Genomic DNA, 26,973 nt, shown 5'->3' with positions numbered 1-26,973 from the left:
CCACAGAGGCCACAGGGTAGGCACAATAGTCGGCGGCATAATAGGCGCTGGCACGGTGATTACCGCTTTCTCCTATTCCCCCAAATGGCGCGGCACTGCTGGCACCGGTAATGGGGCGGTTCCAGTTAACAATACCAGCACGAATGCGGGCAAAGAAATAGCGATAGTCTTCTTCGTTATCGCCAATGAAGCCCGCAGATAGACCATAACGTGTGTTATTGGCCTCGCTAATGGCAGAGTCGAAGTCGTCATAGCGGATCACTTTAAGCAATGGTCCAAAATGTTCCTCGTCTGGCAGGGTATCCAGAATGCCGGTGACATCAATAATTCCCGGCGTGGCAAAGCCTTTTTGTTTGTCAGGCTGGGTTAGCCGTACCAGTACATTTGCGCCCAGGTTTTCTAGCTCCTGTTGTGCATCGGCCATCATTTTGGCTGCAGCGGCAGAAATCATCGCCCCCATAAAGGGCTGTTCTGCATCGTCGTAATTACCGACTTTAATGTGTTTTGTCACGGCAATGAGTCGCGCTAAGATCTTGTCACCGTCATTGCCCACAGGCAGGAACAGGCGTCGGGCACAGGTGCAACGCTGACCGGATGTGACAAAAGCCGATTGCACAATATCATGGACAACGGCATCGGTGTCTTTTGCATCTTTGATAATAAGCGGGTTGTTGCCGCCCATTTCCAGTGCCAATATCTTGCCCGGATGGCCAGCAAATTGTTCATGCAGGATTTTGCCCGTGCGGGAACTCCCGGTGAAAAATAAACCATCGATATCACTGTGAGATGCCAGCGTTTTACCGGTTTCCACTTCCCCTTGAACCAGGTTAAGTACACCGGCGGGTAAGCCAGCTTGAGCCCATAAATCCACCATAAAGGCTGCCACGGCGGGGGTGAGGTCGCTGGGTTTAAATACGATGGTATTACCTGCTAACAATGCGGGCACGATATGTCCGTTAGGCAAATGACCGGGGAAATTATAGGGGCCAAAGACGGCAACCACACCATGAGGTTTGTGGCGAATAAAAGCCTGCCCAACGGGCATGGGATTTTCAACTGTTCCTGTGCGCTCAAAATAGGCTTTCTCGGAAATCCCTATTTTGCCAATCATGGCGCCCACTTCGGTGGCCGTTTCCCACTCCGGCTTACCGGTTTCTTTGGCGATGAGTTGAGTTAGGGCCGCTTTATTTTGTCCCAACAGATCGCCATAGGTTTTAATAATGGCTAATCGTTGTGTGACCGATTGTGCTGCCCAATCTGGCGCACTGTTGCGGGCCGCTTTGACGGCTAAATCAACTTGTTGTGGTGTGGCAGCCTTGCCCTCCCAAATGATCTGGTTTTTTGCTGGATCGACGGATTGAATCGTGTGTCCTTGTCCCGCGATCCACTCACCATTAATGAAGAGTGTCGTTTGCATGTATGGATCCTGTCGTTAGTCTCGATAGGCAATAGGTGCAAAACGCACACTATCACCCTCATTGATATTGAGTGCTGCCGCGGTTTGTTTTGTTATTACGGCAACATTATTGTCTTCGCTAACCGCCAAATCAGTGGCAACGGCGCGAAAATCTTTCACTGAGGTGTTAATGATGTAACAGGTTTGTCCTTCCTGAGCGACCTTTTGGTCGTCGATGAGAACCGGCAGTTTTCGGCTGGCCTGTGCAGTGCGGATATGACTGAGGTTGGCTTCCACGGTGGGGCCGGCATCGAAAATATCCACATACCCGCGATATCCAAAGCCTTCTTCCTGCAACAATTGCAGCGCTGGGCGGGTTTTGTCGTGTACTTTGCCAATCACCGCCTGGGCATCTTTACTTAACAAGTTTACATAGATGGGGTATTTGGGCATTAACTCGGCAATAAAACGCTTGTTGCCAATACCGGTGAGATAATCAGCGGTAGGGAAGTCCAACGAGAAGAAGTGTTCTTCTAGCCATGCCCAAAAGGGAGAGCGACCTTCCTCATCATTCACGCCGCGCATTTCGGCTATGATGGTTTCTGAAAAGCGTTCCCGGTGCTCCATCATAAACAGAAAGCGTATTTTCGACAAAAAGCGGCCATTAATGCCGCCCCGGGCCTGTTCACGAAGAAATAACGTACATATCTCCGTAACGCCGGTGTAGTCGTTGCATACCGATAAAATATCGACGGTGTTGTGAATATTAAGTTCACGGGAGGCATGCACCACTTTGCCAACGTGATAGTGATAAAACGCATCATCCAGTCCCACCGCCGCTTCGATACCGGTGGTACCTACCACCGTGTTGGTGTCGGTATCTTCCAGCACAAAGAGGTAGGACTGATTGCCCGGAGCGTTCACCTGTGATGAAAACGCCGCTTCTGCGCGGGCAATTTTCTTCCTCAATAAGGCTTCGTTTACCGGTAAAGAGGTAAATCCGACACCTGATTCCACGGCCACTTGGTGTAAGGCCGGGTAATCTTGTGCCGAAATGGGGCGAATAATATACATAGTCGCTCGCTCTTTAATGTGGGGTTTTAAGCGCTAACAACGTGCGCTACGGCACGTTCGAAGCGGGCCATACCTTCGCGGATCTCGGTTTCACCGATGATAAGCGATGGCGCAAAACGCACCACGTTGGCACCGGCCACTAAACACATCAGCTTTTCATCGGTGGCGGCAACAAGAAAGTCCCGCGCCCGGCCTTGGTAGTTTTTGTTTAATGCGGCACCGAGTAATAAGCCTTTACCTCTGATTTCGTCAAATACAGCGTATTTTTCATTGATCTGAGCAAACAATTGACGGAACAGGGCTTCTTTTTCAGTTACACCGTTGAGAACTTGTGGGGTGTTGACCACATCTAACGCAGCTTCTGCCACTGCACAAGCCAGCGGATTACCGCCGTAGGTGCTGCCGTGGGTACCGGGTTTTAAGTGCGCAGCAATGGCCGCTGTGGTTAACATGGCACCAATAGGGAAACCACCGCCTAACGCTTTTGCTGTGGTTAAAATATCGGGAACCACATCCAGCCCCATGTAGGCGTAAAGTTGACCGGTACGGCCCACTCCAGATTGCACCTCGTCAAAGATTAACAGAGCATTGTGTTTGTCACATAACGCCCGTACTCCTTTGATGAAGTCAGGATCAGGGGAAATAATACCACCCTCACCTTGCAGCGGTTCTATCATAACGGCACAGGTGTTGTCGTTGATCATAGCTTCAAAGCCGGCAAGGTCGTTGTAATCGCAATGCTTAATGGCGCCGGGTTTAGGTCCAAAACCGTCAGAATAAGCGGTTTGACCACCTACGGTAACAGTGAAAAAAGTACGTCCATGAAAGCCTTGATTAAACGCAATGATCTCGTTTTTGTGTTCACCAAATTGCTCTAACGCGAAGCGACGGGCTAACTTAAGGGCCGCTTCATTGGATTCGGCACCTGAATTGGCAAAATACACGCGTTCTGCAAATGTGGCATCGGTGAGCTTTTTGGCTAAACGTAATGCGGGCTCGTTGGTAAAGACATTACTTAAGTGCCAAAGTTTGTTGCCTTGTTCTGTCAGGGCATTCACAAGGGCTGGATGGCAATGACCTAAAACATTTACCGCAATACCGCCGGCAAAATCGATATATTCTTCGCCATTCTGATCCCAGACGCGAGAACCTTCACCACGAACAGGCACCATGTTCGCTGGATTATAGTTTGGTACCATGACTTCATCGAAGGTAGCGCGAGTTACTTTCATTCTATTTCCCTCTGTTATCAGGCATCCAGCAGGCTCATTGTATGGGGTTCGTGGATGCGAATAGGACAAGTTAGCCTAGTAGTATGCCATTTTTAAGTTGGATTTGTAAGCCAATGAAATTGGCTGTAGGCCTTATTTTTCGCGGGGTTTGGCTTGTTTTGCAAGAAAAGTGAATAACTATTTAGATGCAACCCCACTTGTCATTCCATTTGTTGATATGTAAAGAAAGGAAAGTTATAGCAGTGACAGGGAATAAAAGAGGATATTCAATACCATGAATGAATATCCAAAAAAATTATTCTCCTTTGATGTTTTCAATCAGCGGAAGTTGAAAAATATCCACCATCTTCAAGTGGTCGCGCTGTGCACGGGTCAGGGCGATGTTTGCCAAGGCCGATGCTATTTCTTGCTTGTCTAAAAACTGGCTTTGGTGGAGCATTCTTATGGATGTGTATTGTTGAGCGCTGGATAACAAATCAGCCAGTGCATTTGATTCATTTGCTGGTTCTACGCATGCTAAATAGGTGGAGGCCAATGGCAAATGACTAAAATGCATGTGTTTCACAATATGGGCATTGAGGGTATCGGCATACATATTTTGTATGGCAATAAGATAGTTTGCCGAGGCTGGCAACTTTGTTAGCGCCGCGTGCAAGGTGGTTTCTCGTTCCGCTTCAGCTTCTTGCAGCATTTCTATCTGAACTTGTTCAAAATATTTAAAGTAGAGCCGTACAATAGCGCAGCGCCCTAACTGGGAAAAAATCCCCACCGTATAGGCTTCGTGAGGTTCTATATCATTGGCGGGTGCAAGCTCCCGTAAGGTTAAAGCGGTGCCTTGGGCGTATTGCAGTAGGCGGTTTTTTATCTCTGGGAAGGGATCGGTAATTTTAGGCAGAGCCTTACGCAGAATAATGTATGGCAGCAACAATCTGAGGTTGTTAATACCCAAAAAGCTTAACGCGGTGCGCAATGTTTCAACGGGAATAACCTTTCCTCGGGCATCACGGCGCCGAAATTTAGGCGCATTAACCACGCTTAGCAATTCTTCATACAGCCAGGGCAGCGCCGCCGCATGGGGCTCTATACGGGAAATCGAGGTGGATTTTACCGATAGGATATCCAGCAAAGGGGCGATATTTTCATCTAACCCTAAGATGTCTTTAAACACGGTCTGGGGTTTAGAAAAATGACCTTGGATCTGATTAAACACCCGTTGGTGCAGCATCGCATTAACCCGATCTAAGTATGACGCGTCTTTATCCGCTTGAATTTGCTTATTTTTTATTGCGACTTTTTCAACATGAAGCAACCGTCGTCGTGCGTTATTTTGTTCTGATTCGTCAAAACTCACTTCGCCAGGACTACGTTTTCCCAACATTTGTGCTACCCGCGCCGGTGTGATGAGCAGATTATCGAATCGCTCATCCAAGGGGGGAAGGGATGGATGACTTGCTTTCACGAAAGTGCGGCTCCGGCGATTAATTGGCCCTGTGCACAAGGCTTCAGATACTGAATAAAACAAGGTTGGGGCTCATTCATCAAAATAATATAACTTGGTTATCGGCCGGTAGGCAGTATTTTTTGAGCTTTTATTGCTGCAAATGACTTTTTATAGTGGGTTGCTTGTTGAATAAAGGTGTTGAGTAATGCGTGTCCATGTTCTGTGAGTAAGGATTCAGGATGAAATTGTACGCCCCATATGGGCAAGGATTTGTGGCTAACCGCCATAATTTCCCGTTCCCCTGGGGTTTCTTCGCACCAAGCATCGACGCTAAAAGTATCGGGTAACGAGTCAGGGGCAATAACCAATGAATGATAACGGGTGACCTGAAACGGCGTCGGCAGATGTTGAAAAAGACCACTATTGTGATGAATTAAGGGTGAGGTTTTGCCGTGTTTTATGCAGCGTGCGCCAACAACCTGTGCGCCAAATGCCTGACCGATGGATTGATGGCCTAAACACACGCCAAGCATGGGAATTGTACCGGCAAAGGCTTGAATCGCCGCAAGGGTAATACCAGCTTCATTGGGGGTACAAGGGCCCGGTGAAAACACCAGCATATCCGGCGCTAAGGTCTGGATTTGTGACAAGGTGATGGCGTCGTTGCGGATCACGCGCACAGTCTGGCCCAGTTCCGTAAAGTACCGGGCAAGATTATGGGTAAATGAATCGAAGTTATCGATTAGTAGTAGCAATAACTGAGCCCTGTGATTGGGAGTCTGTTAACGGGGACGGGGTATAAAGCCCACTGTGTCGTAGACTTTCTCTAACGTCACCGCGGCTTTGGCTGAGGCTTTTTCTGCCCCCTGTTTCATGACGTCATCTAAGTAGCTGCGGTCTTCCCGAATGGCCCGGAATCGCTCCTGAATTGGGGTAAGTAAGGCAACGACGGCTTCGGCCACATCACCTTTAAGGTGTCCGTACATCTTATCTTCGTATTCACCCACCAGATCATCGACCTTTTTCCCCGTGGCTAAAGACAATAAGGTGAGCAGGTTCGACACTCCAGGTTTTTCCTGTGGATTAAAGTAGATACGGGCCTGCTCGTCAGAGTCGGTAACAGCACGTTTGATTTTCTTGGTGATTTTTTTCGTATCTTCCAGTAAGCCGATAAAGTTATTGACGTTATCGTCAGACTTGGACATTTTTTTGCCAGGCTCCTGAAGACTCATAATACGGGCGCCAAAGTCAGGAATATAGGGCTCAGGAATGGTAAACACATTGCCATAAATGTTGTTCATGCGGGTGGCCACGTCCCGGGCGAGTTCTAGATGTTGTTTCTGATCATCACCCACAGGAACCTGGTTGGCCTGATAGATTAAAATATCCGCCGCCATTAAGGTCGGGTAGGTCAACAAGCCGGCATTGATGTTACTCACATTTTTAGCTGACTTATCTTTAAATTGTGTCATGCGGTTCAGCTCACCCATTTGGGTGTAGCAATTTAATACCCACGCAAGTTGAGCATGCTCGGGCACATGAGACTGAACAAACAGAGTACTTTTTTGCGGGTCGATGCCACAGGCAAGGTATAAGGCTAAGCCGTCAAGGCAGGCATCCCGTAATGCTTTTGGGTCCTGGCGCACAGTAATGGCGTGAAGATCCACAAGCATATACAGGCAGTTGTAGTCATCCTGCATGGACACCCATTGCTTCAATGCGCCCATGTAGTTTCCGATAGTCAATTGGCCTGAAGGCTGACAGCCACTAAGTACGATAGGTTTGTTGCTCATTACTTTATTACCTGATTAAAACGCTTAAATTAAGCTTACTTACGGGATTTTTCCAATTCTTCCCGCATCTGCGTGATGACATGCTGATAATTCGGGGCATTGAAAATAGCGGAACCTGCCACAAACATGTCAGCTCCGGCTTCTGCGATGGAACGAATGTTATCGACTTTTACCCCCCCGTCAATTTCAATTCGAATATTTTGTCCGCTTTGTTGTACTTTCTCTTTCACTTGGCGGAGTTTATCTAACGTTGAAGGAATAAACGCCTGCCCGGAAAAGCCGGGGTTAACGGACATAATAAGAATATGATGGAGTTTGTCCATGACATGATCAAGATAATGTAGGGGCGTTGCTGGATTAAACACCAGTCCCGGTTTACATCCATGATCGATGATAAGTTGCAAAGAGCGATCAATATGCTGACTGGCTTCAGGATGAAAGCTGATGTAGCTGGCTCCCGCGTTGGCAAACTGTTCAATGAGTGCGTCTACCGGCGAAACCATCAGGTGCACATCAATGGGGGCAGTGACACCGTAATCTCTTAAGGCTGAACAAATCATAGGGCCAAAGGTCAGGTTTGGCACATAATGATTATCCATAACATCAAAATGAACCACATCTGCGCCAGCGTTAAGTACCGCCACCACGTCTTCCCCTAAGCGCGCAAAATCGGCGGACAATATTGAAGGCGCAATTAGAAATTCAGCCATACCCTTTTACCTCTTTACTGGTATTAAAAACAGGGGGAATCATACCTTGTGAAAACCGGTTTGTCTTGATTATGCGCTGCACCAATAGTGTGAGTATGTGCCAAAGTGGTGCGCGCCAAAGTGGTGCCTGAAAAATGCACGATGAAATCCTCTTATTCCATAGTAATAAAAAATCTTTCAAATCAGTTGGTTAACAAGAAATGATGGATCTTTACTAATCTATTACATTTGGGCATTAGTTTTGCGTTACTGGGTAAAACCAAATAATAAAAATAAGACAGAAAACGCGTACATGGTCTATTCGTCATTTGCGCAAAAATAATAGTTAATATAACGGAGAACACATGAAAATTTCGATGAAAAAAACCTTGCTAGCGGTGGCAATTTCTTCAGCTGCCTTAATGACTTCAGCGCCTTCCTTTGCTGAGCTAAGTGCAAACGTGAGTGTTACCAATAACTACATTTGGCGTGGTCTTACTCAGACTGCCAATGAAGCAGCGGTACAAGGAGGAATCGATTACTCACACGAAAGCGGTTTTTATGCAGGAACATGGGCATCGAACGTCAATTATGGTGCAGACGATATTTATTCTTACGAGCATGATCTGTATCTCGGCTTTTCCGGAGAATCAGGGGATTTCACCTATGATGTAGGTTACTTATACTACAACTACGATTCTGAAGCGGAGTTCGACTTTGGTGAAATCTACGGTACTGTCGGTTACGGTGCCTTTAGCGTTTCATTGTATTTGCTAGCCAATACTGAAGCGGATGAAGGCGAAGGTCAGGACTTTGGTTTCGGCCAAGCTTCATACGTTTCCCTCGATTACGCAATGCCTGTGGCGAGCGGTGCAGAAGTCGGCTTGCATGTGGGTTATCACCAAGGTGACTTCGCTGAAGCCTTTAATGGTGTTCCCGATGGTTATGCCGACTGGTCTATTTCCATTGCCAAAGACGGTTTTAGCTTTGCCATTACCGGTACTGATTTAGATGACGCAGGCGCTGATGCTTACGACAATGATTCAGTGAAATTTGTTGTCGGTTACGGCATGGATTTCGAACTGTAAGCTAAGTTTAATTCCAACAATTTGTATAACGTTGAAAGTAAAACCCGAGGCACTGGATGCTTCGGGTTTTTATTTGCCAAGTCATCCGCTGAAAGTCTCACTTGTCCTCATGGGGAATCAGGTTATAATGAGGTGGTTTTTTAATCGGTGGTAAATGTTATGCGCTTAAGAGATGCTCTGACGATAATATATCGACGCTGTTTATCCCGTCCCCGTTGCACGGTGATCGTTTTTACTCTCTTAGCGGTCTGTGTATTTTCTCCTCTTTCCTATCAAGCCAACCACTGTCAATCCGTGGCCGAAAGGGAATATAACGAGTCTGCGGCTCAGTTTTGTTTGGTAGATGGGAACATGGAAGTCAGCTGGCTAAAATGGCTTTCTGGCAAATCCCCGTCTATCCAGTTTCACCTTTTCGATCTTCTTGAATTGCTTTATGACAATTCCAATGGCGAATATACCCCTACAAAAGGGCGTTAGGAGCACAAAATGGTAGCGAAAACACGTCAAACGGATAACTTACAACGAACCTTTTTGTCATCCGACTCATCTGTGATAGCCATGATTTTAAGTGTGCTGGCCAGTGCCTTCGGTGTACAAAGCCATAAAAACTATGAGCGGGATTTTAACTCGGGGCAAATTGCAGGGTACATTATCATTGGCATTATCTTTGTGGCCTTGCTAGTGGTATCACTTGCCTTGCTGGTTCATTTTATCCTTAACTGACATTGTTTTATGCCGTTTGAGTTTGCTTAGCCCTTCTTTTTTGTTGGCGTTTTTTGGTCTTCGGCAACGACAGGTTCGGGGTGAAATACGCCAGTATTTCTGCCACGGGTTTGCGGGTGGCACCATTTTGACTAATTGAACGGCGAACGGACAACTCAGAAATATCAGCCGACGTATAAAGCTGCCGAGTTATGGGTAAATCATGATTTGAAATTAAAACTGGTATGCCACGCTTGTAGGATGCCCGTACAGCCAGCTTGGCCAGTTTATGTTGGGCATCAAGCCCAAAACTTGATGAGGCATAACTGGTAAAGGCCGCGGTCTTACTGACAGGGGCATAGGGGGGATCGCAATAAATGACGTTGCCCCGTCTGGCACGCCCAAATATTTTTTCAAATGGCAGACAGGTGAATACGGCTTTTTGTGACTTTTCGGCAAAAAACAGCATTTCTTCATGGGGAAAATAGGGTTTTTTATAGCGTCCGAAGGGGACATTAAAACGGCCTGCTAAACTATAGCGGCAGAGGCCATTAAAACCGTGTCGGTTTAAATAAATAAACAATATTGCGCGATAATATTCATCGGAGGTTTGGTTAAACTCTTCACGCAATGCGTAGTAGGTGGCTTCGCAATTGTGATCACGGGTAAAGAATCGTGAGGCATCATGAATAACCGCATCAGGCTGGGCTTTTAAAAAATTATAGAGATTAATTAAGTCCGGATTAATGTCGTTAAGCAAATAACGCTTAAAATTGGTGTTCAGGAAAACAGACCCTGCTCCAACGAAAGGTTCAATGAGCCTATTGCCGGATGGGAGTTTGGCATTGATGGCTTCTACCAGGCTGTACTTTCCGCCGGCCCACTTCAGAAAGGCCCGGTTTTTTTTCTGCATCATGCTCTTTGAATTTTACCCACGCGCACATCACGTTTTAAACGTGTTTTAGGACAGTATTGTTTTTTTGGTTTACCAGCCCGTTTAAATAAACCACAGACAACCAAACGTTTAGTGATTGTATCTGTCATCGATCATCGCCACAACCTGCAATCGCCAACCTTGGGCTTAAACGGCCATACTTACAGCAATAACTCCCTAATTGGTGATGTTTTATCCAGCATGAGCCAGATAGCGATCAAGGGTATTGGCAAAGGCTTGGCGTTCTCGTTGGGACAAAGGTGGGGGACCCGAAGTTTGTATGCCACTGGAGCGCATGGTGTCCATAAAATCACGAATATTGAGTCGGGAACGAATATTTTCTTTGGTGAGAGGCTCACCTCTGGGGGTTACCACGGTTGCCCCTTTTGTGATCACTTCATCAGCCAAAGGGATGTCAGAGGTTATTACCAGATCGCCATTACTCACCCGCTGCACAATTTCGTTATCGGCAATATCAAAACCCTGTTCCACTTGGACGCGTGAAAGCCAGGGAGAAGGTGGCACCCGTATGGCGTGATTCGCCACGAAGGTAATACGCACTTTTGCCCTTGGTCCTGCTTTAAATAAAATTTCTTTAATGGCCACCGGACAGGCGTCGGCATCCACCCAAATAGAGACTGCCATTACCTTGCTACCTTATTTATTTCTTCAATAACATCGCGCCCGCGTTTAATAAACGCATCATCCCGACCATGAAAGGGAGGCAGTTCAGCTCTGGCAGCATTGGCTTTGGCAAAGGAATCAAAACGTTGATTGTATATAAGCACAAACCAATCGCCACCATAACGCTGGGTGCGGTAGATCCATACATGGTCGGCAAGCTTGTTGTCTTCAACAAATTCATTCATCAATGTTTCATGCTTTAAGCCTGCAAGCTGAATAACATAATCGCTCACAATGATCTGTTCCAGTAGCTTTTTGCTGTCATAATCGTGAGAATCAAAGGTTTGGCTAGGTGTTTCGGCCACAGGCTCAACGGATTCAGCGGCATCAGGCGTGGGTTCGCTGAAGGTCGGTCGCGCAGGGAGTGTTACCGCAATAGCTTGTTCCGTACTGTCAATAACGTCTTCTGATGGTGTAGTGGATGTTTCTTTAGTTACAGACGAAGGCGTGGCTTCCTGAACTAAGGTGTCTGTTGTGGTTTGTGATTTATCCCCATTATTTTGCGGCGTTTGGGGAGCAATAAAATCGGCACCGGAGACGGACAATGGGGATTGGGATACCTGTGAGCTACTCGGCAGAGAAGCAATGGCATCTACAGCACTGTCTGCGATGGTTTTGACTGGCTCAGCAGAGGGCTGTGCTTCATTGCTCTGGGGCGATACGGATTCTTCAGCGGCCTTATCTGTGGTTGTCGTTTCAGCCACATTGCCGGATGGGGTATTGTCACTGCTGATGTTTTCGATAAAGCTACGTAAGTCTTCATCGGTTTCATGATTGGCATGGTTAGAATGGTGTTCGTCATCAATGGCGACGGTGGCGTCGTCCCAGGAGGCCGCGGGCATGTCCGTGTTGTTCGCTTTCTCATCATCCAGTTGATTAAACGCAGAACCAGGTTTTACCCCGAGCTCTTGTGGGGGCGAATTTTCAATAGGATTGAACAGCGCGTTAATGTCGTCACTGTATTGCCAGTAAATTAACGCGCTAAAAACCGCTAAAAATAAGATAGCAATAAGTGACAAAAACAATGGAGAACCCAATGACATCCGTTGTTTAGTCTCAATTTGTTCATCGTAGCCATTACGCTTTGCCAAGTGCTCGTGAAATGCCTTACGTCGGTTCTCAATCATAGTATCTAACTCTGAGCCAGGTTGTTGAGCCGCCACTGACTTACTACTGATTAGCAGGGGCGTATCGGTATTTTTCGCCGGGAGCCACTGTTTAGCATTTTCCGCCCACGCGGTTTCACCGAATAACAAGACATTTAAGTGCTGTTTGTTACCGGCAAAACGACTTTGTAGAACAAGATCCCACAATTCCTGCAACAAGACATCAGGTATATGTTCAGCTTGAGTAATGGTAATGAGAATGGGGCCAACATGTTCATTCAGGCCGGCCAGTAATTCATTGAGCGGACGCACAAAACTGCCCACTAGAGTACCGAGTAATTGTCTACACAACTGTCTGCGATAGTCAGACAGATCCATAGACGAATCAGCCGTTAAATACGCAATTTCAGTTTCGTCTTGCTGCTGGAATACGAATGACTCCAGTGTTTTTTTCTGTTGTGCGACGGTGTCGCCGCTGACAAAAATCAGTTGTGATGAATAATTGACCAGATATTCTAGCCGGTCATGCAACTCAGATTGCACTTCAAATACCCTCTGCTAATTACTGGTAGGTATTACACATAGACCAGAAAACTCGTCAGCAATAATCTCAGGCTGATGAAATGTCAGTTTAGAATTTGGCTTAAAATATCGTCACTGACGTCTTTAGTCACAACTGCATGCCCTATTCCTTGTGGAATAACAAATCGTATATTACCGGCTTCCACCTTTTTGTCACGACGCATATGTGTCATATATGCCGTTTTTTTCATTTCATCTGGCCCGGTTACAGGCAGATTAAAGGAAGACAGAAGCGTAACTATCCGTCGGCTTTCTGACGCATTCATCCAGTCAAGTGCTACGGCAGTATTACAAGCAAGCACCATACCAGCGGCTACGGCCTCGCCGTGAAGCCAGTTGCCATAGCCCATCTCGGCTTCAATGGCATGACCGAAAGTGTGACCTAAATTCAGTATGGCACGTAATCCACCTTCACGCTCATCCTTAGCGACCACGTCGGCCTTAATTTCGCAGCAACGGAATATGGCTTCGGAGAGTGTTTTAGTGTCGAGGGATTTTAGTTCTTCGGCGTGGCGTTCTAGCCATTTAAAGAAAACTTCATCGTAAATAATGCCGTATTTGATCACCTCGGCCATGCCCGCAGCAAATTCACGCTCTGGAAGAGTGGACAAGGAATCGGTGTCGATGGCAACAAATACCGGCTGATAAAAAGCGCCAATCATGTTTTTTCCCAACGGATGATTGACTGCGGTTTTACCCCCTACAGAGGAGTCCACTTGCGACAATAGCGTGGTAGGTACTTGAATAAAAGGGACACCGCGTTGATAGGAGGCAGCAACAAACCCGCACAAATCGCCAATCACGCCACCACCAAGAGCAATCAGTGTGGTATCTCTGGCTGCATTCATCTCAAGCAGACGGGTCATGATGAATTCAAACTGTGCTAAGGATTTGTGTTGCTCGCCATCGGGAATAATGATGCTTTCAATTTTTACATCACCACATGCTGCTTTTGCTTTTTCAAGATACAAAGGAGCAACAATGTCATTGGTTATGATGACAGCCAAAGGGCCTTTTATATAAGGGGAAAGTAAATTGGGTTGAGATAGCAGACCCGCTTCGATATGAATCGGGTAGCTACGATCTCCGAGTTTTACCGTTAACATCGACATCACGCAGCTCCCTGAGTTAATTCACTATAATCCGATTTTACTGATTATTTGATTGGCCACAGCACGCGCTGATTGATCATCCGTATCAACAATGTAATCAGCCACTTCTTCGTACAAAGGATTACGTTGTTCTGCCAATTCTCGCAAAACTTGTTCTGGCTCGCCTTTTTGTAGCAGCGGACGACGTTTGTCGCGCTGAGTGCGAGCTACCTGCTTATCGATGGTTGTTTGCAGATAGACGACAATGCCACGAGCAGAAAGCCGGTTGCGAACAGCTTTATTTGTTACTGAGCCACCACCGGTTGCCAGCACAATTCCTTGCCGGTCTGTGAGATCGTTAATAACGCCCTCTTCACGCTTGCGGAATCCATCTTCACCTTCGAGGTCAAATATCCAAGTAATGTCTGCACCGGTACGGCGCTCTATTTCTTGGTCAGAATCAAAAAAGTCAAGGTGAAGTTCGTCTGCAAGGTGCCTGCCAATTGTGCTTTTACCTGCACCCATGGGGCCAATTAGAAAGATATTACGTTTTTCAGCCATATTTGCTTATATCACAACTTTTATACTGTTAAGGGCAGCGGTCTTGCTTTCTTTACTACCCGTTCACTCGTACCCATTTCTATTTTCAACGGATACCACGCTTTAAACCTCGCTTTAATTTCGAGAGCGCGATTATCTCAGTTTCACAGGTAGCGATGCAAGTTTTGTTGTTGTTTTAATCTATATATCTATAAATCAGTAGGTTAGGGGCATGAAAAGTGCATATTCGTCGGTCAAAGATTAATTTTTAGCGAGGAATATGCACAAAAATAGCCGCTACAGTGATTCTGCGACAATTTTGGGGGTGACAAAAATCAATAATTCACGTTTTTCGTACACCGTGGACTGGCTTTTAAATAGCCGGCCAACCACAGGAAGATCACCCAAAAGCGGGACTTTAGAAACATCCTCAGTGTCGGTTTGCTGGAATATTCCCCCTAATACCACAGTTTCGCCATTATCCACCAATACCTGGGTTTGGATTTCCTGAGTATCAATGGCAACCGCATCTCCAGTGGAGGTACTAACGGTTTCACCCTGTGAATCTTGGGTGACGACAAGATCAAGAATGATACGGTTGTCAGGGGTAATATGGGGCGTGACTTTTAAACTTAATACGGCTTTTTTAAATTCCACCGAAGTAGCACCACTTGAGGTTGATTCCACATAGGGGATTTCGGTACCTTGTTCAATATAGGCTTCGTGCTGATTGGCAACCGTGATACGGGGGCTGGCAATAACTTCCCCCTTACTTTCTGCTTCTAAGGCCGATAATTCTAAATCTAAGATGGTGCCATCCACTAACTCGGCAATTTGAAACCCAATTGAGGCTGCAGAATCACTGCTCACTGGTAAATTAACGTTCAGCCGATCAGAAAGATCAGGCACGACGCCAGCAGAAGCCGATTCCGTTCCTTCCAGCGATCCGGAAATAGAGCCGTTGCTTGTGGTATCAGTATATCCCCAGCGCACGCCCAGTTGTTCGTCAGCGCTGTCACGTACGGTGACCATGCGTGATTCTATCAATACTTGTTTAACAGGAATATCCAGCGCCTTAACCACCGTTCGGGCTTCGTCGATGGACGCCAGGCTGTCTTTTAACAACAAGGTATTGGTCCGCTCATCCACCGCCACTGAACCCCGTTCAGATAAAATGCCGCCGTCCTTGGACTTTAAAATGCTAGCCAGAGTGAGGGCTTTGGCGTAATTAATGGTGATGTTTGCGGTGTGTAATGGCGCTAAATCATATTTTTGTTTGCTGTTTTGCAACTCAGCGGTTTCTCGGGCGGCCAGTTCTTCTGCTGGGGCGACCAATAAAATGTTTCCTTCCATGCGCTTGTCCAGACCTTTAATTTTTAAGATCATTGCCAGCGCCTGATCCCAAGGTACACCTTCTAAACGAATGGTAATATTACCCGATACGGTATCGCTGGTGACCAGATTAAAGCCGTTAGTTTGGGCAATAATCTGTAATACTTGTCTAACCGGAACGTCTTGGAAATCGAGTGAAATAGGGGTGCCTGAGTATTCAGGGGCCTCCTTGGTTTTGGCCAATTCCTCTTTGGTCATGGGTTGTATTTCTACCCGCAGGGTATTGTCCTTTTTATGGTGACGGGCGACGACAGCGCCGTCATAGCGGATAACCAGTCTTGAGCCATCACTATCCTGAAAGGTCTCGAGGGTTTCCACACTGGTGCCAAATTGGATAACGGTAAGTTCAACCAGTTGGTCTTCAGCTAACTCAGTGGCAGGCAAGAAAATGGTGAGTTGGCCTTGGGCTTCAACAAGTTGGGGTTCTACTTTATCGTTATCGAAGGTGAGGGTGGTAACAGCCAGATTATTGGCTTCTCTGGAAAAGTCGATATCCGTTAAGGTGGAGGTAAATACTTTATCTTCATCGGCGTAAGGATCGAGAAGAACGGTATCTGGTTCCTGACTCAGCACCGGCCCACAGAAAAGTGCTGTAAAAGCAAAGGCAATAAACTGGCTTCCCGCCAACGGCCATGAGGCTGATTTAATCTTAAAAACTCTATTGAAAAGATAGCGCTTATACATTCTTATTATCTCCTGCTGATGTATGCATCATCAGCGTGGTTTTTTCCCGTTGCCAGCATCCCGCTCCATCGGGTAGCAATTGTTCAATAACGATAGATTCATCGTTTATGGCAATGATTTCGCCATAGAATAATCCAACATGGTTCCCTTTTCGGGCTTTCAGCAGAGTACCTTCGTTTGTTTTAAACAATACCCAGCGTACACCCTGAGTAGTAAATGTGCCAGATAACGTCAGGGAATCAAGACCATACTGCTCTAATTTTTCTTTTTTTCGATTAAAATCAGGCTGAATACAATTATTTTTACTCGCCACAACAAAGGGGGTGGTTCTATCAACTGGAGGGGCAAAGGGACTGCGAAGATTCGACGCCGTGTATTTAAACGCGGGTTGCGAAGTAAATTCTGGGTAAGGATCGACCTGGGCTTTGGTGGTGGCTCTGATTTCTTGGGTGTAGGCTTGCAAGTCATCGATTTTGGGCGAACATGCGCTGACCAGTAACATCGCAGCAATACCCATTACTATGACGTGAATCGGATTCCTCACTGCTGCTCTCCTTCCGGTCCAGACAACGATGTGCGATAGGTTTTTGCCTGCATTTGCAGATTTAAGCGATTGCCCTGATGGTTAATTTCAAAATCATGCAAGGTGACAATACGGGGCAGATCGGCAATTTCAGAAACGAAGGCGCCAAAATTGTGGTATCCCCCAGACACTTCAATTTGAATGGGGAGCTCGGTATAAAATTCCTTGGGGATTTCTTGTTGCCAGTTAAGCAATTTAAAAGTGAGGCCAGATGTTGTACCCACGTAGGTAATATCATCGAGAAGCCCAGGCGTTTCGTTGTTCGTAGGTAATGAACGTAGCATGGAAGAGAAGTCTTTTTCTATCCGATCTAACTGGGCCTTGTAGCTTTCTAAATTAACTGCAATTCGGTATTTTGCTTGAAATTGCAGTTTGAGTTCTTGTTCTTGTACTTCAGCTTTATCCAGTACAGGTAGTTTAGGTTTAACCACAAACCAATAACCCAACGCGCCGACGACGATCATGACAAACAGCGCCATGACAATTTTGACCTCTTTGGACCAAATGGCAACCTGTTCAAAGTCCAGTTCGTTGAGTTCCTTTAATTTATTAAAATCGAAACTCATTTCTTTTCTCCTTTCTCTGCCTGATCAAGAGGAGGTGAGACGGTAGGGCTGATTCTAAATTTCAGCGTGAAGTCGCTTACGGCATCGCTAGCGGAAGTGTCTGCTTTGATGGAGGAGAGTTCGCCGCCAATGAAAACTTTTGAATTTTCAAGCCGTCGCATGAAATCGGACAAGCGGTTGTTTGAATCACTCAAGCCGGTAATTTCTATTTGGTTGCCCATCCGTTTCATGGTTTGAAACGTCACCCCAGGAGGGACGATACGAGCGAGCTCGTCAAACACCGATGGGGCAACATTGCGGCTAATTTGCAGTTGCTCAATAAGTGCCATACGTTGTTCGATGGCTTTTTTACTGTCTTTTATTTTCTGAATTTCAGCAATCTGCGTATTAAGTACATCAATTTGTGTTTGTAAAAATGCGTTGCGCGCATTTTGATTACTGATTTGGTTGTCGATACCTTTGCCTATCCCCCAGAAAATCGCTCCGGTCACTAGGGCCACGGCGCCGAGTAGGGCAAAATAGTTTTGTTTTTGTAATTGGCGCTGTTTTTCGCGCCATGGAAGCAGGTTTACATGTGCCATTCACTAAAACTCCTGCTCGCAAGCCCGGCCGCTAAGACCAATTGGGGCGCAATTTTTGCCAAACGGTCAGCGTCCAGTTTAGGGTTGATGGTCATACCATCGAAAGGATTGAAAACTTCCACTTCCATGTCCAAATCTTGTTTTAATATTTCTGTTAGTGCCGGCACTGTGGCACCGCCGCCACAAAATATGATGCGCTCGGGTCGTTCACCATGAGTGGCAGAAACATACATTTGTATGGCACGGTTTATTTGCTGCTGCAAATTCGCAACAAAAATTGGCAAGGTATCTTCCTGCCAGTTGCCAGGTAATGTACCGGCAATGGCCTGTTTTTCGGCTTCAGCCACTTCCAACATGTTTATGGCGGCAAGATCCTGCATTAACGTATTCAGGCCGAATGCATGTTCTTTGGTGTATATTACCTCGCCTGCCTGCCATACACAAAGTTGTAACAACGAGGCGCCAAGATGAATGCAACATACTTTTTCTTCTTCATTTTCAATGGGATAAAAATAGTATAATGCATTACCAAGGGCATACCCTTCAACATCTACAATCTTGGGTTCAAAGGGAACCTCGCGCACCAGTGTAATTCGGCTATCCACCAGATCGCGGTGGGCGGCGGTTAGCAGCACATTGGTTTTACCCGGTTGAGCCTTATTTTCGGTGAGCTCTTCAAAATCCAGATACACTTCTTCAAGGGGGTAGGGGATGAGACTGTCTGCTTCGATTTCAATTTGGCCTTCAAGCTCATAATCGGTAAGACCTTTTTCCATGGTCACCACCTTAGCGAGTACCGAAGAACCGGCCACAGCTATCGCTGCCGGCTTGTTCTTTATCTTTAAGGCGAGTTTTATTTTTTTCAGGGCAAGACTTACCGCATCAAAATCTTTAATTTCACGTTCGGAAAAGGCATTTTTTGTAATGGCTTCACAGGCATATCCCTGCAACACAAAACCTTTGGCCGATCGTTCAATTAATACGGCTTTTATTTGACGAGTCCCTATATCAAGGCCCACAATAGGTGGCAGCTTTTTCTTAAACGGCGATTTCATTTGCTGGCGTCCGAAATTTTGAAATTTATGCTCTAAAGTAGAATGTATCTTAAATTTTTTAAACTGTATGGTTCAATATAAGGTACATAGGTATAATTTTTTAAGTCCGAACGACTCAACATTCTTGGTAGCGTAAACTTCGTGAAGTACATCAAATCCCTCTTTTTATTTTTCATTATTAGCGGCATCCTTGGGCTGGGAGCATTATTTGGTCTGTATTTTTATATCAAACCTGACTTGCCCAGTGTTACTGTTCTGAAGGACGTGCGTCTTCAGACCCCTATGCGTATTTACACAAACGATGGAAAATTGATCTCCCAATATGGAGTTAAACGGCGGATCCCGGTAAAACTTGAGGATGTTCCACAAAAATTAATTGATGCCGTGCTGGCAACGGAAGATAGTCGTTTTTATGAACACTACGGTATTGATCCTATCGGCGTGGCACGTGCAGCCCTGAATCTGGTGTTAACCGGGGAGAAGCAGCAGGGGGCCAGTACGCTCACCATGCAGCTTGCTCGAGGTTTTTTCTTATCTCGGGATAAAACCTTTATGCGCAAAATAAAAGAAATATTTATTGCCATACACATGGAGCAGGTACTGAGTAAAAATGAAATCTTAGAGTTGTACCTAAACAAAATTGAGCTTGGGCATCGAGCGTTTGGTTTTGGCGCAGCGGCCCAAGTGTATTACGGAAAAAGTTTAAAAGAATTAACGCTGGCACAAATTGCTACCATTGCCGGCTTGCCTCAAGCCCCTTCGGTGCTAAACCCCATTAGTCGTCCCGAACGCGCCGTTGAAAGGCGCCGCATTGTATTGTTACGTATGCTTGATGAAGGTTTTATCACCAAAGCGGAATTTGAAACAGCGAGCCACGCACCGGTGACGGCGGTAAAACACGGAGCCGAGATTGCTTTCGATGCGCCTTATCTGGCCGATTATATTTACCATGAGATGGTGGATCTTTATGGTAAGGAAGAAGCTGAAACCGGTGGTTATCAGGTGTATGCAACGGCCACTTCACAGATACAGCAGGCAGCCCAGAATGCGGTGATACAAAACCTTCATGATTATGATGAGAGGCACGGTTATCGAGGCCCGGTAACCTGGTTGTGGAACGCCCCTTTACCGGAGGATGATGCCGATCCACTGGCGCGTAACGAAGCCAAAGTGCCGGTTGTGGATAAGAAAAAGTCGGAATGGACGTTGGATGACATTAAGGCGGCGCTGGACGAGGTGCCTCATTTTCATCCATTGGTGCCGGCGGTGGTGACGCAAGTAGACGAACAGTCAGTGCAAGTACTGGATCTCAACGGGGTAGAACACACCCTGTTGTGGGAAGGGCTGGATTGGGCTCGTCCCTATATTACCGACTCCAGACAAGGTGATGAGCCGAAAGTTGCTGCGGATATCCTTGCTGAGGGGGCGGTGATTTACATCCGTAAAAAAGATGAACAGTGGCGTTTGTCCCAAATTCCTTCCGTTAGTGGTGCCCTCATTGCGTTAAATCCTAAAAATGGAGCGGTTGAGGCCGTGGTGGGAGGTTACAGTTTCTATCAGAGTCAGTTTAATCGGGCGACCCAGGCAAAACGCCAAGTGGGCTCTAATATTAAACCCTTTATTTATTCTGCGGCACTGGAAAACGGTTATACCTTGGCCTCCATCATAAATGACGCCCCTATTAATCAGTGGAATGCGGCTACCGGCGTCGCGTGGCGGCCACAAAATTCGCCGCCTGAATATGACGGTCCAATTCGTATGCGAGTTGCCCTTGGTAAATCCAAGAACGTGGTGTCGGTACGATTACTGCGGGGCGTGGGTTTACAGAAAGCCAGAGAACACTTAGCGAAATTTGGTTTTGACCTCAACGAGATCCCCAATGATGAAACGGTGGCCCTCGGTTCTGGCGCGCACACTCCTTTGGAAGTGGCACGGGCCATGTCAGTCATTGCCAACGGTGGCTATCTTATTACGCCTTATTTTGTCGATCGGGTGTTAAACGAGCACGGTGAGACCCTGTGGAAAAGTAATCCTACCTGGGCCTGTAATCCATGTTCTGATGACGATGGTAATGTCATAGAACAACAAGACAATGTGGAAGATTTGATGGAAGCCCAATTGAATGCCGCCGGCGGATTGGCTAATAAGATCCCTGATAATGGCGATAAAGTTTCAGCGAAACGTTCTGCTCCCCAGGTGATCAGTTCGCAAAACGCCTTTTTGGTTGCTGATATGATGAGAACTGGGGTTAGAGCCAATGGGAGTTGGAGCAAAAAGACTTACTGGATGGGAACCGGCTGGCGGGCACGTAATATTTTGCAACGGGATGATTTAGCGGGTAAAACCGGAACGACCAATGACGCACGAGATACCTGGTTTAGTGGTTTTCATCGTAATATTGTCGCCACTGCTTGGGTGGGCTTCGACGATATGAACAGAAATTTAGGCCGGGCTACGCGCAATCAAAACCTCATAAATCGCAATCCCGAGAAGTTTAACTGGTTCGGAAATGCCATGATTGGTGGCGAAGATGGTGCCAAAGCGGCGGAACCTGCATGGATCCGTTTTATGCAAAAGGTTCTCGATGGAGTACCGGAACAACCCATGCCTATCCCTGATGGCATTGTGCGGGTGCGCATTGATCGTACCACTGGTAGGTTGACTCGACGAACAGACCATACGACACTCTTCGAATATTTTAAGCAGGGGACACAGCCAAAAGTGTTTGTGCTGGATGATGATGTGGTCGACCCTGCCCAGAGTGAAGAAAACGCGACGCCCGAAACAGAAGAAATATTTTAAGTATTCATGCCGTCATGATCGGGCGATTTTTTAATAATATCATCTACAAACCATCGGATTTAAAATGTCAGAAGAGTCAAACCGATATTTATACATTCCCCATGCAGGACCCTCATTGCTGGAAACGCCTTTACTGAACAAAGGCAGTGCTTTTACGGCGCGAGAAAGAGCGTCGTTTAATCTTACCGGGTTATTGCCGCCCCGGTATGAATCTATCGAAGAGCAGGTAGAGCGTGCTTATTTACAATACAAATCTTTTGATGAAGCGTTAAACAAGCATATTTATCTTCGTGCTATTCAAGACAATAACGAAACCCTGTTTTATCGTTTAGTCCAGTCACACATTGAAGAAATGATGCCCATCATTTATACCCCAACGGTGGGCGATGCATGTGAACAGTTTTCTGATATCTATCGTAGTTCCCGGGGATTGTTTGTATCTTACGAAGAGCGACATCTGCTCGATGACATTGTGCGCAATGCCACCAAGCGTAAAGTCAAAGTGATTGTGGTGACCGACGGCGAACGTATTTTAGGTCTCGGCGATCAGGGCATTGGTGGCATGGGGATCCCCATCGGTAAATTATCTTTGTATACCGCCTGTGGCGGCATTAGTCCCGCTTACACCTTGCCTGTTATGTTAGATGTGGGAACCAATAACGAAAAACTGTTAAATGATCCTATGTATATGGGGGCTCGTCACCCACGTATTAGCCAGGACGAGTATGACGAGTTTGTTGACATGTTTATTCATGCCGTTAAACGTCGTTGGCCGGAAGTGTTGATCCAGTTTGAAGACTTCGCTCAGCCCAATGCCATGCCGTTACTGCAGCGCTACCGCAACGAAATTTGTTGTTTTAATGACGATATACAAGGCACAGCGGCGGTGACGCTGGGTACCATCCTAGCGGCTTGTCGAACCACCCAACGTAAGTTATCCGAGATGAACGTGGTCTTTGTGGGCGCGGGCTCAGCGGGCTGTGGTATTGCCGAAATGCTTATCTCACAAATGATCTTTGAAGGTTTGAGCGATGCGCAGGCCCGTCAACAGGTCTTTATGGTGGACCGATTTGGCCTGTTAACGGAAGGGATGGAAGGGTTGCGTGATTTTCAGGCGAAACTTCAACAATCCAAAGATACGGTATCCCAATGGACGTTCTCCGGTGAATATCCTTCGTTGCTAGATGTGGTGCACTGCGCCAAGCCCGATGTATTAATTGGTGTATCCGGACAGCCGGGTTTGTTCACCGAACAAGTGATACGGGCGATGAAAAGCTATAGCGATCTCCCCATTATTTTCCCATTAAGTAATCCTTCCCGTCAGGTAGAGGCGAGACCGGAGCAGGTGATAGCGTGGACCGAAGGCGAGGTTGTTATTGCCACAGGAAGCCCGTTTAAGCCCGTGGAATACAATGGACAAACCTATCCTGTGGCCCAGTGTAATAACAGTTATATCTTCCCTGGTATCGGTTTAGGGGTGATTGCTAGTAAAGCTAAGCGGATCAGTGATGAAATGCTGATGGCCGCCAGTAATGCGTTAGCCTTAGCGTCTCCCATGGCCAATAGCGGTGAAGGGAGTTTGCTTCCTCCTCTTACTGAAATCAGCAGCCTGAGCAAAGATATTGCATTTGCTGTGGCAAAAGTGGCAATGGAGCAACAACTGGCCTTGGAAATGTCTGATGAAGCATTAAAAGACAGTATTGAGAACAACTTCTGGAAAGCGGAATACCGCCCTTATAAGCGGGTGAGTATTTAAACGGTTAACAAAAACCTGCCTCCATGATACCCATCGAGCCGTGATCCTTTCACGGCTTTTTTTATCCTTAAAACAACCACCTAGCACAGCGCGTCGCGAATTTGTTACAGCGATGGCAAAGAGCGAAATACAACAGCTGTATGTATTTCATTCAATGGATGGCACGAGAGTATAAAAATTAACCATTTACTGATCCCCTAGGGCGAGCCGTATGCATTGGCTGAAGAGGTGTCGTTAGTTTGCTACAAAATCCCTATGTATTGATGTGGCGCTTTTTGTTTTTTAACTTTAAATCATTGATGATAAAGGATTTGTTCAAGTTGGCATAGAGCTTGTTAATTCAGGCTACCTAAATGATGATTTAGAACCAGTTTGCGGGCAATGGATTGGCCGCTCTTTTCTTTAGTGGGTGCCTTGCTGATGTGTTAAAGCGCAAATAAGGCACAGGGAGATAACGAGAAAAAAGTAAAAGCAGCGAGGCTGCTTTTACTTTAGTGCAAGGGTAAAAACTTTGGAATTGCGCTGAAAGTTATACAGTTCTTTTTTCGCTTCTGGTAGCGCACTTAAACTCGCTGGCATAAAGCCATGCTCTAAAAACCAGTGGGCAGTGAGGGTCGTTAACACAAACAAGGTGTCAATGCCTGAATCCAGTGCCCGACGCTTAACTTCTTCTAAGATCCGTTCAGCCCGATTTTTACCACGATAGTCAGGATGGGTTGCCACGCAGGCTAACTCCGCTTTTCTTTCCTCAGGGTAAAAATAAACGGCTGCACAGGCGATGATCATACCGTCACGAACAATGATGATGAATTGATTAATTTCGTTTTCCAGACGCTCTCTGGAACGTTTCACCAAGGCTCCGCTTTCTTCCAAGGGCTTAATGAGATTGATGATCCCGCCCACGTCTTCAATGGTTGCGCCCCGCAATTGCTCGTAGTGATGTTCCAGCACAAGCGAACCTGCGCCATCACGGGTAAACAATTCCTGGAGTAACGCACCATCGGTTTCATAACTGATGCAGTGTGCTCTGGGAATCCCCGCAGCAACACTGGTGGTCAGCGCACTTAATACGGTGGGTTCTGTTTGAATTTTTTCTTCGAAGATGAGCTGTTCAAGTTGCGGACGTTCTATAGTGCGCAATAATTTACCATCGTTATGATGAATACCATCATCTTTTGAAAATACGATAAGTTTATCGGCTTTCAAAGCGATGGCCGCTTGGGTAGCCACGTCTTCGTGGGACAGGTTGAATACTTCACCCGTGGTGGAATAGCCCATAGGAGAAAGTAACACGATGGAGCCGTCACTTAGGTGATCATTGATGCCTGTGGTATCGATACGACGTACTAAGCCGGTGTGTTCGAAATCGATGCCGCCACGCACGCCCATGGGCTTGGCTACCACAAGGTTACCTGTACAGACACGAATTTGCGCGCCATGCATGGGTGAGTTAGGTAATCCCATGGTAAGTAACGCTTCCACATGGCTACGTACCGAGCCCGCCGCATCCTTGACGCATTCTAAGGTTTGCTTGTCGGTAATGCGAATACCGCCTTTGAACCGCCCCTCAATACCCCGTAGTTTAACCCGTTCGTCAATTTGCGGACGCGCACCGTGGACGAGGACTAAACGTACGCCCAAGCTTGCTAACAGGGCAATGTCATGAATGATATGGGCGAAATTTTCATGTTCGATGGCTTCGCCACCAAACATGAGAACGAAGGTTTTTCCTCGATGTGCATTAATGTAGGGCAAAGAGCTGCGGAACAGCTTAATGCCCTCATGATGAGCTAACACCATTGCTATTTACTACCCCAATTTGTCCAGACTTTCCAGTTCTTGGTAAAGTGCTTTGGTCACGGTTTCTTTGCTGGTGCCACCCAAAATATTACGTTGGTTTACACCAAATTCCAGTTGTAATACCGGGTACACATCCTCATCAATTTTGTCGCATACCTGTTGCAGATCTGACAACGGCAAGGCTTCAATGGCACAGCCAGCCTCAATGGCTTTGAGTACCACCTGACCGGCGATATCATGGCCCGTTCTAAACGGAATACCTTTACCCACTAGATAGTCAGCCAATTCTGTGGCATTGGCATAGCCTTGGGTGGCCGCTTCTCGACAACGATCTTCGTTAAGACTCAATGAGTCCAACACTTCGCCGGCAATACATAAACAGCAATGCCATTGATTGACCGCGTCGATAGCCCCTTCTTTGTCTTCTTGCATATCTTTATTGTAGGCCAGCGGTAAGCCTTTCATGGTAACTAACAACGCTTGTAAGTGACCAAAAACGCGGCCACATTTCCCACGCATAAGTTCCAGTGCATCAGGGTTTTTCTTCTGCGGCATCAAGGATGAACCGGAAGTCACAGAATCACCCAGTTGTAGGAAGCCCGCTTCACCAGAGTTGTAAAAAATTAAGTCTTCTGCCAAACGTGACATATGCATCATGCTGGTGGAGGCACAAAACAGTAGCTCAAGCACAAAATCCCGATCCGATACTGCATCTAAGCTATTTAAGCAAGGCGAGGCGAAACCCAGCTCTTGGGCAATGGTTTCACGATCTACCGGATAGGTTGTGCCAGCCAGTGCACCTGAGCCTAACGGGCATTGATTTAAACGTGACTGCATGTCACTAAGGCGACTTAAGTCACGTTTAAACATTTCTACGTAGGCCAAGCACCAATGGGCAAAATGAATAGGCTGAGCCCGTTGCAAGTGGGTGTAACCAGGAATAATGGCTTCCTGGTGACGGCTTGCAGTGTTGAGTAAAGATCGAATAAGTGCCACAAGGTCGCCTTTAAGGGAGTCGACGTGTTCACGTACCCATAACCGAAAATCGGTAGCAACCTGATCATTTCTGCTGCGTCCGGTATGAAGTTTACGGCCAATATCGCCGAGCTTTTCAATTAACGCCGCTTCCACGAAACTGTGGATATCCTCTTCAGGACTGGCATCAAAATCCAGCGTGCCAGCATCAGCTTGGGCTTTTAACTCCGTTAATGCGGCTTCAAGTTGGGCTTGTTCATCGTCGGTGAGCACACCGGCTTTTTTCAAACCACGAGACCAGATGATTGAGCCTTGGATATCCTGAGACGCCATTACACGATCAAAGGGCAGGGAATCATTCACCTGCCGAAACATACTGCTGCTGTCAGCCGCAAAGCGGCCACCCCACAATGCCATGATATTCTCC

Annotated in this window: 25 protein-coding genes; 5 read left to right on the top strand and 20 right to left on the bottom strand. The window is 46.6% G+C overall.

Annotation, left to right across the window (positions count from 1 at the left end; all coding sequences use genetic code 11):
• The 7 genes from astD to rpe form a co-directional block, all read right to left on the bottom strand.
• On the bottom strand, positions 1-1,417 hold a 1,417-nt coding region (gene astD / locus V5298_RS07470), incomplete at its 3' end, for a succinylglutamate-semialdehyde dehydrogenase (RefSeq protein ID WP_332930835.1).
• 15 nt (positions 1,418-1,432) lie between these two features.
• On the bottom strand, positions 1,433-2,470 hold the full coding sequence (astA, locus tag V5298_RS07465) for an arginine N-succinyltransferase (RefSeq protein ID WP_332930834.1): 1,038 nt from the start codon (positions 2,468-2,470) through the stop codon (positions 1,433-1,435).
• Between the two features lie 26 nt (positions 2,471-2,496).
• On the bottom strand, positions 2,497-3,702 hold the full coding sequence (locus V5298_RS07460) for an aspartate aminotransferase family protein (protein WP_332930833.1): 1,206 nt from the start codon (positions 3,700-3,702) through the stop codon (positions 2,497-2,499).
• 295 nt (positions 3,703-3,997) lie between these two features.
• Positions 3,998-5,161 (bottom strand): HDOD domain-containing protein, encoded by a 1,164-nt coding sequence (locus V5298_RS07455; RefSeq protein ID WP_332930832.1) that lies wholly within the window; start codon positions 5,159-5,161, stop codon positions 3,998-4,000.
• Positions 5,162-5,259: 98 nt separating this feature from the next.
• Positions 5,260-5,898 carry an aminodeoxychorismate/anthranilate synthase component II gene (locus V5298_RS07450; protein ID WP_332930831.1) on the bottom strand — a complete coding sequence of 213 codons (639 nt, stop codon included), beginning with the start codon at positions 5,896-5,898 and terminating at the stop codon, positions 5,260-5,262.
• 27 nt (positions 5,899-5,925) lie between these two features.
• Entirely contained in the window at positions 5,926-6,936 is a 1,011-nt protein-coding gene (trpS, locus tag V5298_RS07445) for a tryptophan--tRNA ligase (protein ID WP_332930830.1), read from the bottom strand.
• Between the two features lie 35 nt (positions 6,937-6,971).
• Entirely contained in the window at positions 6,972-7,646 is a 675-nt protein-coding gene (gene rpe / locus V5298_RS07440; protein ID WP_332930829.1) for a ribulose-phosphate 3-epimerase, read from the bottom strand.
• 344 nt (positions 7,647-7,990) lie between these two features.
• On the opposite strand from rpe, the gene V5298_RS07435 reads away from it, so the two are divergent.
• The 3 genes from V5298_RS07435 to V5298_RS07425 all read left to right on the top strand — a co-directional run bounded on the left by V5298_RS07435 (position 7,991) and on the right by V5298_RS07425 (position 9,436).
• A complete protein-coding gene (locus tag V5298_RS07435) occupies positions 7,991-8,713 on the top strand; it encodes a TorF family putative porin (protein ID WP_332930828.1) in 723 nt (240 codons plus the stop codon).
• A gap of 159 nt (positions 8,714-8,872) precedes the next feature.
• A complete protein-coding gene (locus V5298_RS07430) occupies positions 8,873-9,190 on the top strand; it encodes a hypothetical protein (RefSeq protein ID WP_332930827.1) in 318 nt (105 codons plus the stop codon).
• Positions 9,191-9,199: 9 nt separating this feature from the next.
• Positions 9,200-9,436, top strand: coding sequence for a DUF2970 domain-containing protein (locus tag V5298_RS07425; RefSeq protein WP_332930826.1), 237 nt, complete (start codon positions 9,200-9,202; stop codon positions 9,434-9,436).
• 7 nt (positions 9,437-9,443) lie between these two features.
• Here the strand turns inward: V5298_RS07425 and V5298_RS07420 are convergent, their stop codons facing one another.
• The 11 genes from V5298_RS07420 to pilM form a co-directional block, all read right to left on the bottom strand.
• Complete coding sequence (locus V5298_RS07420; RefSeq protein WP_332930825.1) at positions 9,444-10,331, bottom strand: Dam family site-specific DNA-(adenine-N6)-methyltransferase; 888 nt, start codon at positions 10,329-10,331, stop codon at positions 9,444-9,446.
• A complete protein-coding gene (locus V5298_RS07415) occupies positions 10,328-10,459 on the bottom strand; it encodes a hypothetical protein (RefSeq protein WP_332930824.1) in 132 nt (43 codons plus the stop codon). Before V5298_RS07415 ends, V5298_RS07420 begins: the two co-directional genes overlap by 4 nt.
• Positions 10,460-10,541: 82 nt before the next feature.
• Entirely contained in the window at positions 10,542-10,994 is a 453-nt protein-coding gene (locus V5298_RS07410) for a YaiI/YqxD family protein (protein WP_332930823.1), read from the bottom strand.
• Positions 10,994-12,682, bottom strand: a complete 1,689-nt coding sequence (locus V5298_RS07405; RefSeq protein ID WP_332930822.1) for a cell division protein DamX — start codon at positions 12,680-12,682, stop codon at positions 10,994-10,996. Before V5298_RS07405 ends, V5298_RS07410 begins: the two co-directional genes overlap by 1 nt.
• Positions 12,683-12,765: 83 nt before the next feature.
• Positions 12,766-13,833, bottom strand: a complete 1,068-nt coding sequence (gene aroB, locus V5298_RS07400; RefSeq protein WP_332930821.1) for a 3-dehydroquinate synthase — start codon at positions 13,831-13,833, stop codon at positions 12,766-12,768.
• A 24-nt stretch (positions 13,834-13,857) separates the two neighbouring features.
• Positions 13,858-14,373 (bottom strand): shikimate kinase AroK, encoded by a 516-nt coding sequence (gene aroK, locus V5298_RS07395; RefSeq protein WP_332930820.1) that lies wholly within the window; start codon positions 14,371-14,373, stop codon positions 13,858-13,860.
• Positions 14,374-14,649: 276 nt separating this feature from the next.
• The gene (locus V5298_RS07390; RefSeq protein WP_332930819.1) at positions 14,650-16,428 is read right to left on the bottom strand and encodes a type IV pilus secretin PilQ family protein; all 1,779 of its coding nucleotides are present in this window, start codon (positions 16,426-16,428) and stop codon (positions 14,650-14,652) included.
• The gene (locus tag V5298_RS07385) at positions 16,421-16,972 is read right to left on the bottom strand and encodes a pilus assembly protein PilP (protein WP_332930818.1); all 552 of its coding nucleotides are present in this window, start codon (positions 16,970-16,972) and stop codon (positions 16,421-16,423) included. The genes V5298_RS07390 and V5298_RS07385 overlap by 8 nt, the downstream gene beginning before the upstream one ends.
• Complete coding sequence (locus tag V5298_RS07380) at positions 16,969-17,577, bottom strand: type 4a pilus biogenesis protein PilO (protein WP_332930817.1); 609 nt, start codon at positions 17,575-17,577, stop codon at positions 16,969-16,971. The genes V5298_RS07385 and V5298_RS07380 overlap by 4 nt, the downstream gene beginning before the upstream one ends.
• Positions 17,574-18,158, bottom strand: a complete 585-nt coding sequence (locus tag V5298_RS07375; protein WP_332930816.1) for a PilN domain-containing protein — start codon at positions 18,156-18,158, stop codon at positions 17,574-17,576. The genes V5298_RS07380 and V5298_RS07375 overlap by 4 nt, the downstream gene beginning before the upstream one ends.
• Entirely contained in the window at positions 18,146-19,213 is a 1,068-nt protein-coding gene (gene pilM, locus V5298_RS07370; RefSeq protein ID WP_332930815.1) for a type IV pilus assembly protein PilM, read from the bottom strand. Before pilM ends, V5298_RS07375 begins: the two co-directional genes overlap by 13 nt.
• A 141-nt stretch (positions 19,214-19,354) precedes the next feature.
• Here pilM and V5298_RS07365 point away from each other — a divergent pair, with 141 nt between their 5' ends.
• Both V5298_RS07365 and V5298_RS07360 read left to right on the top strand, forming a co-directional pair.
• Entirely contained in the window at positions 19,355-22,015 is a 2,661-nt protein-coding gene (locus V5298_RS07365; RefSeq protein WP_332930814.1) for a penicillin-binding protein 1A, read from the top strand.
• Between the two features lie 64 nt (positions 22,016-22,079).
• Complete coding sequence (locus V5298_RS07360) at positions 22,080-23,771, top strand: NAD-dependent malic enzyme (RefSeq protein WP_332930813.1); 1,692 nt, start codon at positions 22,080-22,082, stop codon at positions 23,769-23,771.
• A gap of 486 nt (positions 23,772-24,257) precedes the next feature.
• Here the strand turns inward: V5298_RS07360 and argA are convergent, their stop codons facing one another.
• Both argA and argH read right to left on the bottom strand, forming a co-directional pair.
• A complete protein-coding gene (gene argA, locus V5298_RS07355) occupies positions 24,258-25,571 on the bottom strand; it encodes an amino-acid N-acetyltransferase (RefSeq protein WP_332930812.1) in 1,314 nt (437 codons plus the stop codon).
• A 9-nt stretch (positions 25,572-25,580) separates the two neighbouring features.
• Positions 25,581-26,963 carry an argininosuccinate lyase gene (gene argH / locus V5298_RS07350; protein ID WP_332930811.1) on the bottom strand — a complete coding sequence of 461 codons (1,383 nt, stop codon included), beginning with the start codon at positions 26,961-26,963 and terminating at the stop codon, positions 25,581-25,583.
• Positions 26,964-26,973: the final 10 nt, after the last annotated feature.

The organism is Alteromonas sp. 14N.309.X.WAT.G.H12 (assembly GCF_036697315.1).
Lineage (GTDB): Bacteria > Pseudomonadota > Gammaproteobacteria > Enterobacterales > Alteromonadaceae > Alteromonas.
Note: the sequence above shows the minus strand (reverse complement) of the source record. Positions and strands in the feature narration are given on the sequence as shown.

Bases quoted from the DNA above. Each gene is read 5' to 3' on its own strand.
- V5298_RS07415 (WP_332930824.1), bottom strand. From the start codon at position 10,459: ATGACAGATACAATCACTAAACGTTTGGTTGTCTGTGGTTTATTTAAA.
- V5298_RS07360 (WP_332930813.1), top strand. From the start codon at position 22,080: ATGTCAGAAGAGTCAAACCGATATTTATACATTCCCCATGCAGGACCC.
- V5298_RS07375 (WP_332930816.1), bottom strand. From the start codon at position 18,158: ATGGCACATGTAAACCTGCTTCCATGGCGCGAAAAACAGCGCCAATTA.
- aroK (WP_332930820.1), bottom strand. From the start codon at position 14,373: ATGGCTGAAAAACGTAATATCTTTCTAATTGGCCCCATGGGTGCAGGT.
- pilM (WP_332930815.1), bottom strand. From the start codon at position 19,213: ATGAAATCGCCGTTTAAGAAAAAGCTGCCACCTATTGTGGGCCTTGAT.
- trpS (WP_332930830.1), bottom strand. From the start codon at position 6,936: ATGAGCAACAAACCTATCGTACTTAGTGGCTGTCAGCCTTCAGGCCAA.
- V5298_RS07460 (WP_332930833.1), bottom strand. From the start codon at position 3,702: ATGAAAGTAACTCGCGCTACCTTCGATGAAGTCATGGTACCAAACTAT.
- V5298_RS07380 (WP_332930817.1), bottom strand. From the start codon at position 17,577: ATGAGTTTCGATTTTAATAAATTAAAGGAACTCAACGAACTGGACTTT.
- argA (WP_332930812.1), bottom strand. From the start codon at position 25,571: ATGGTGTTAGCTCATCATGAGGGCATTAAGCTGTTCCGCAGCTCTTTG.
- V5298_RS07390 (WP_332930819.1), bottom strand. From the start codon at position 16,428: ATGTATAAGCGCTATCTTTTCAATAGAGTTTTTAAGATTAAATCAGCC.
- argH (WP_332930811.1), bottom strand. From the start codon at position 26,963: ATGGCATTGTGGGGTGGCCGCTTTGCGGCTGACAGCAGCAGTATGTTT.
- V5298_RS07430 (WP_332930827.1), top strand. From the start codon at position 8,873: ATGCGCTTAAGAGATGCTCTGACGATAATATATCGACGCTGTTTATCC.
- V5298_RS07425 (WP_332930826.1), top strand. From the start codon at position 9,200: ATGGTAGCGAAAACACGTCAAACGGATAACTTACAACGAACCTTTTTG.
- astA (WP_332930834.1), bottom strand. From the start codon at position 2,470: ATGTATATTATTCGCCCCATTTCGGCACAAGATTACCCGGCCTTACAC.
- V5298_RS07410 (WP_332930823.1), bottom strand. From the start codon at position 10,994: ATGGCAGTCTCTATTTGGGTGGATGCCGACGCCTGTCCGGTGGCCATT.
- rpe (WP_332930829.1), bottom strand. From the start codon at position 7,646: ATGGCTGAATTTCTAATTGCGCCTTCAATATTGTCCGCCGATTTTGCG.
- V5298_RS07435 (WP_332930828.1), top strand. From the start codon at position 7,991: ATGAAAATTTCGATGAAAAAAACCTTGCTAGCGGTGGCAATTTCTTCA.
- aroB (WP_332930821.1), bottom strand. From the start codon at position 13,833: ATGTCGATGTTAACGGTAAAACTCGGAGATCGTAGCTACCCGATTCAT.
- V5298_RS07420 (WP_332930825.1), bottom strand. From the start codon at position 10,331: ATGATGCAGAAAAAAAACCGGGCCTTTCTGAAGTGGGCCGGCGGAAAG.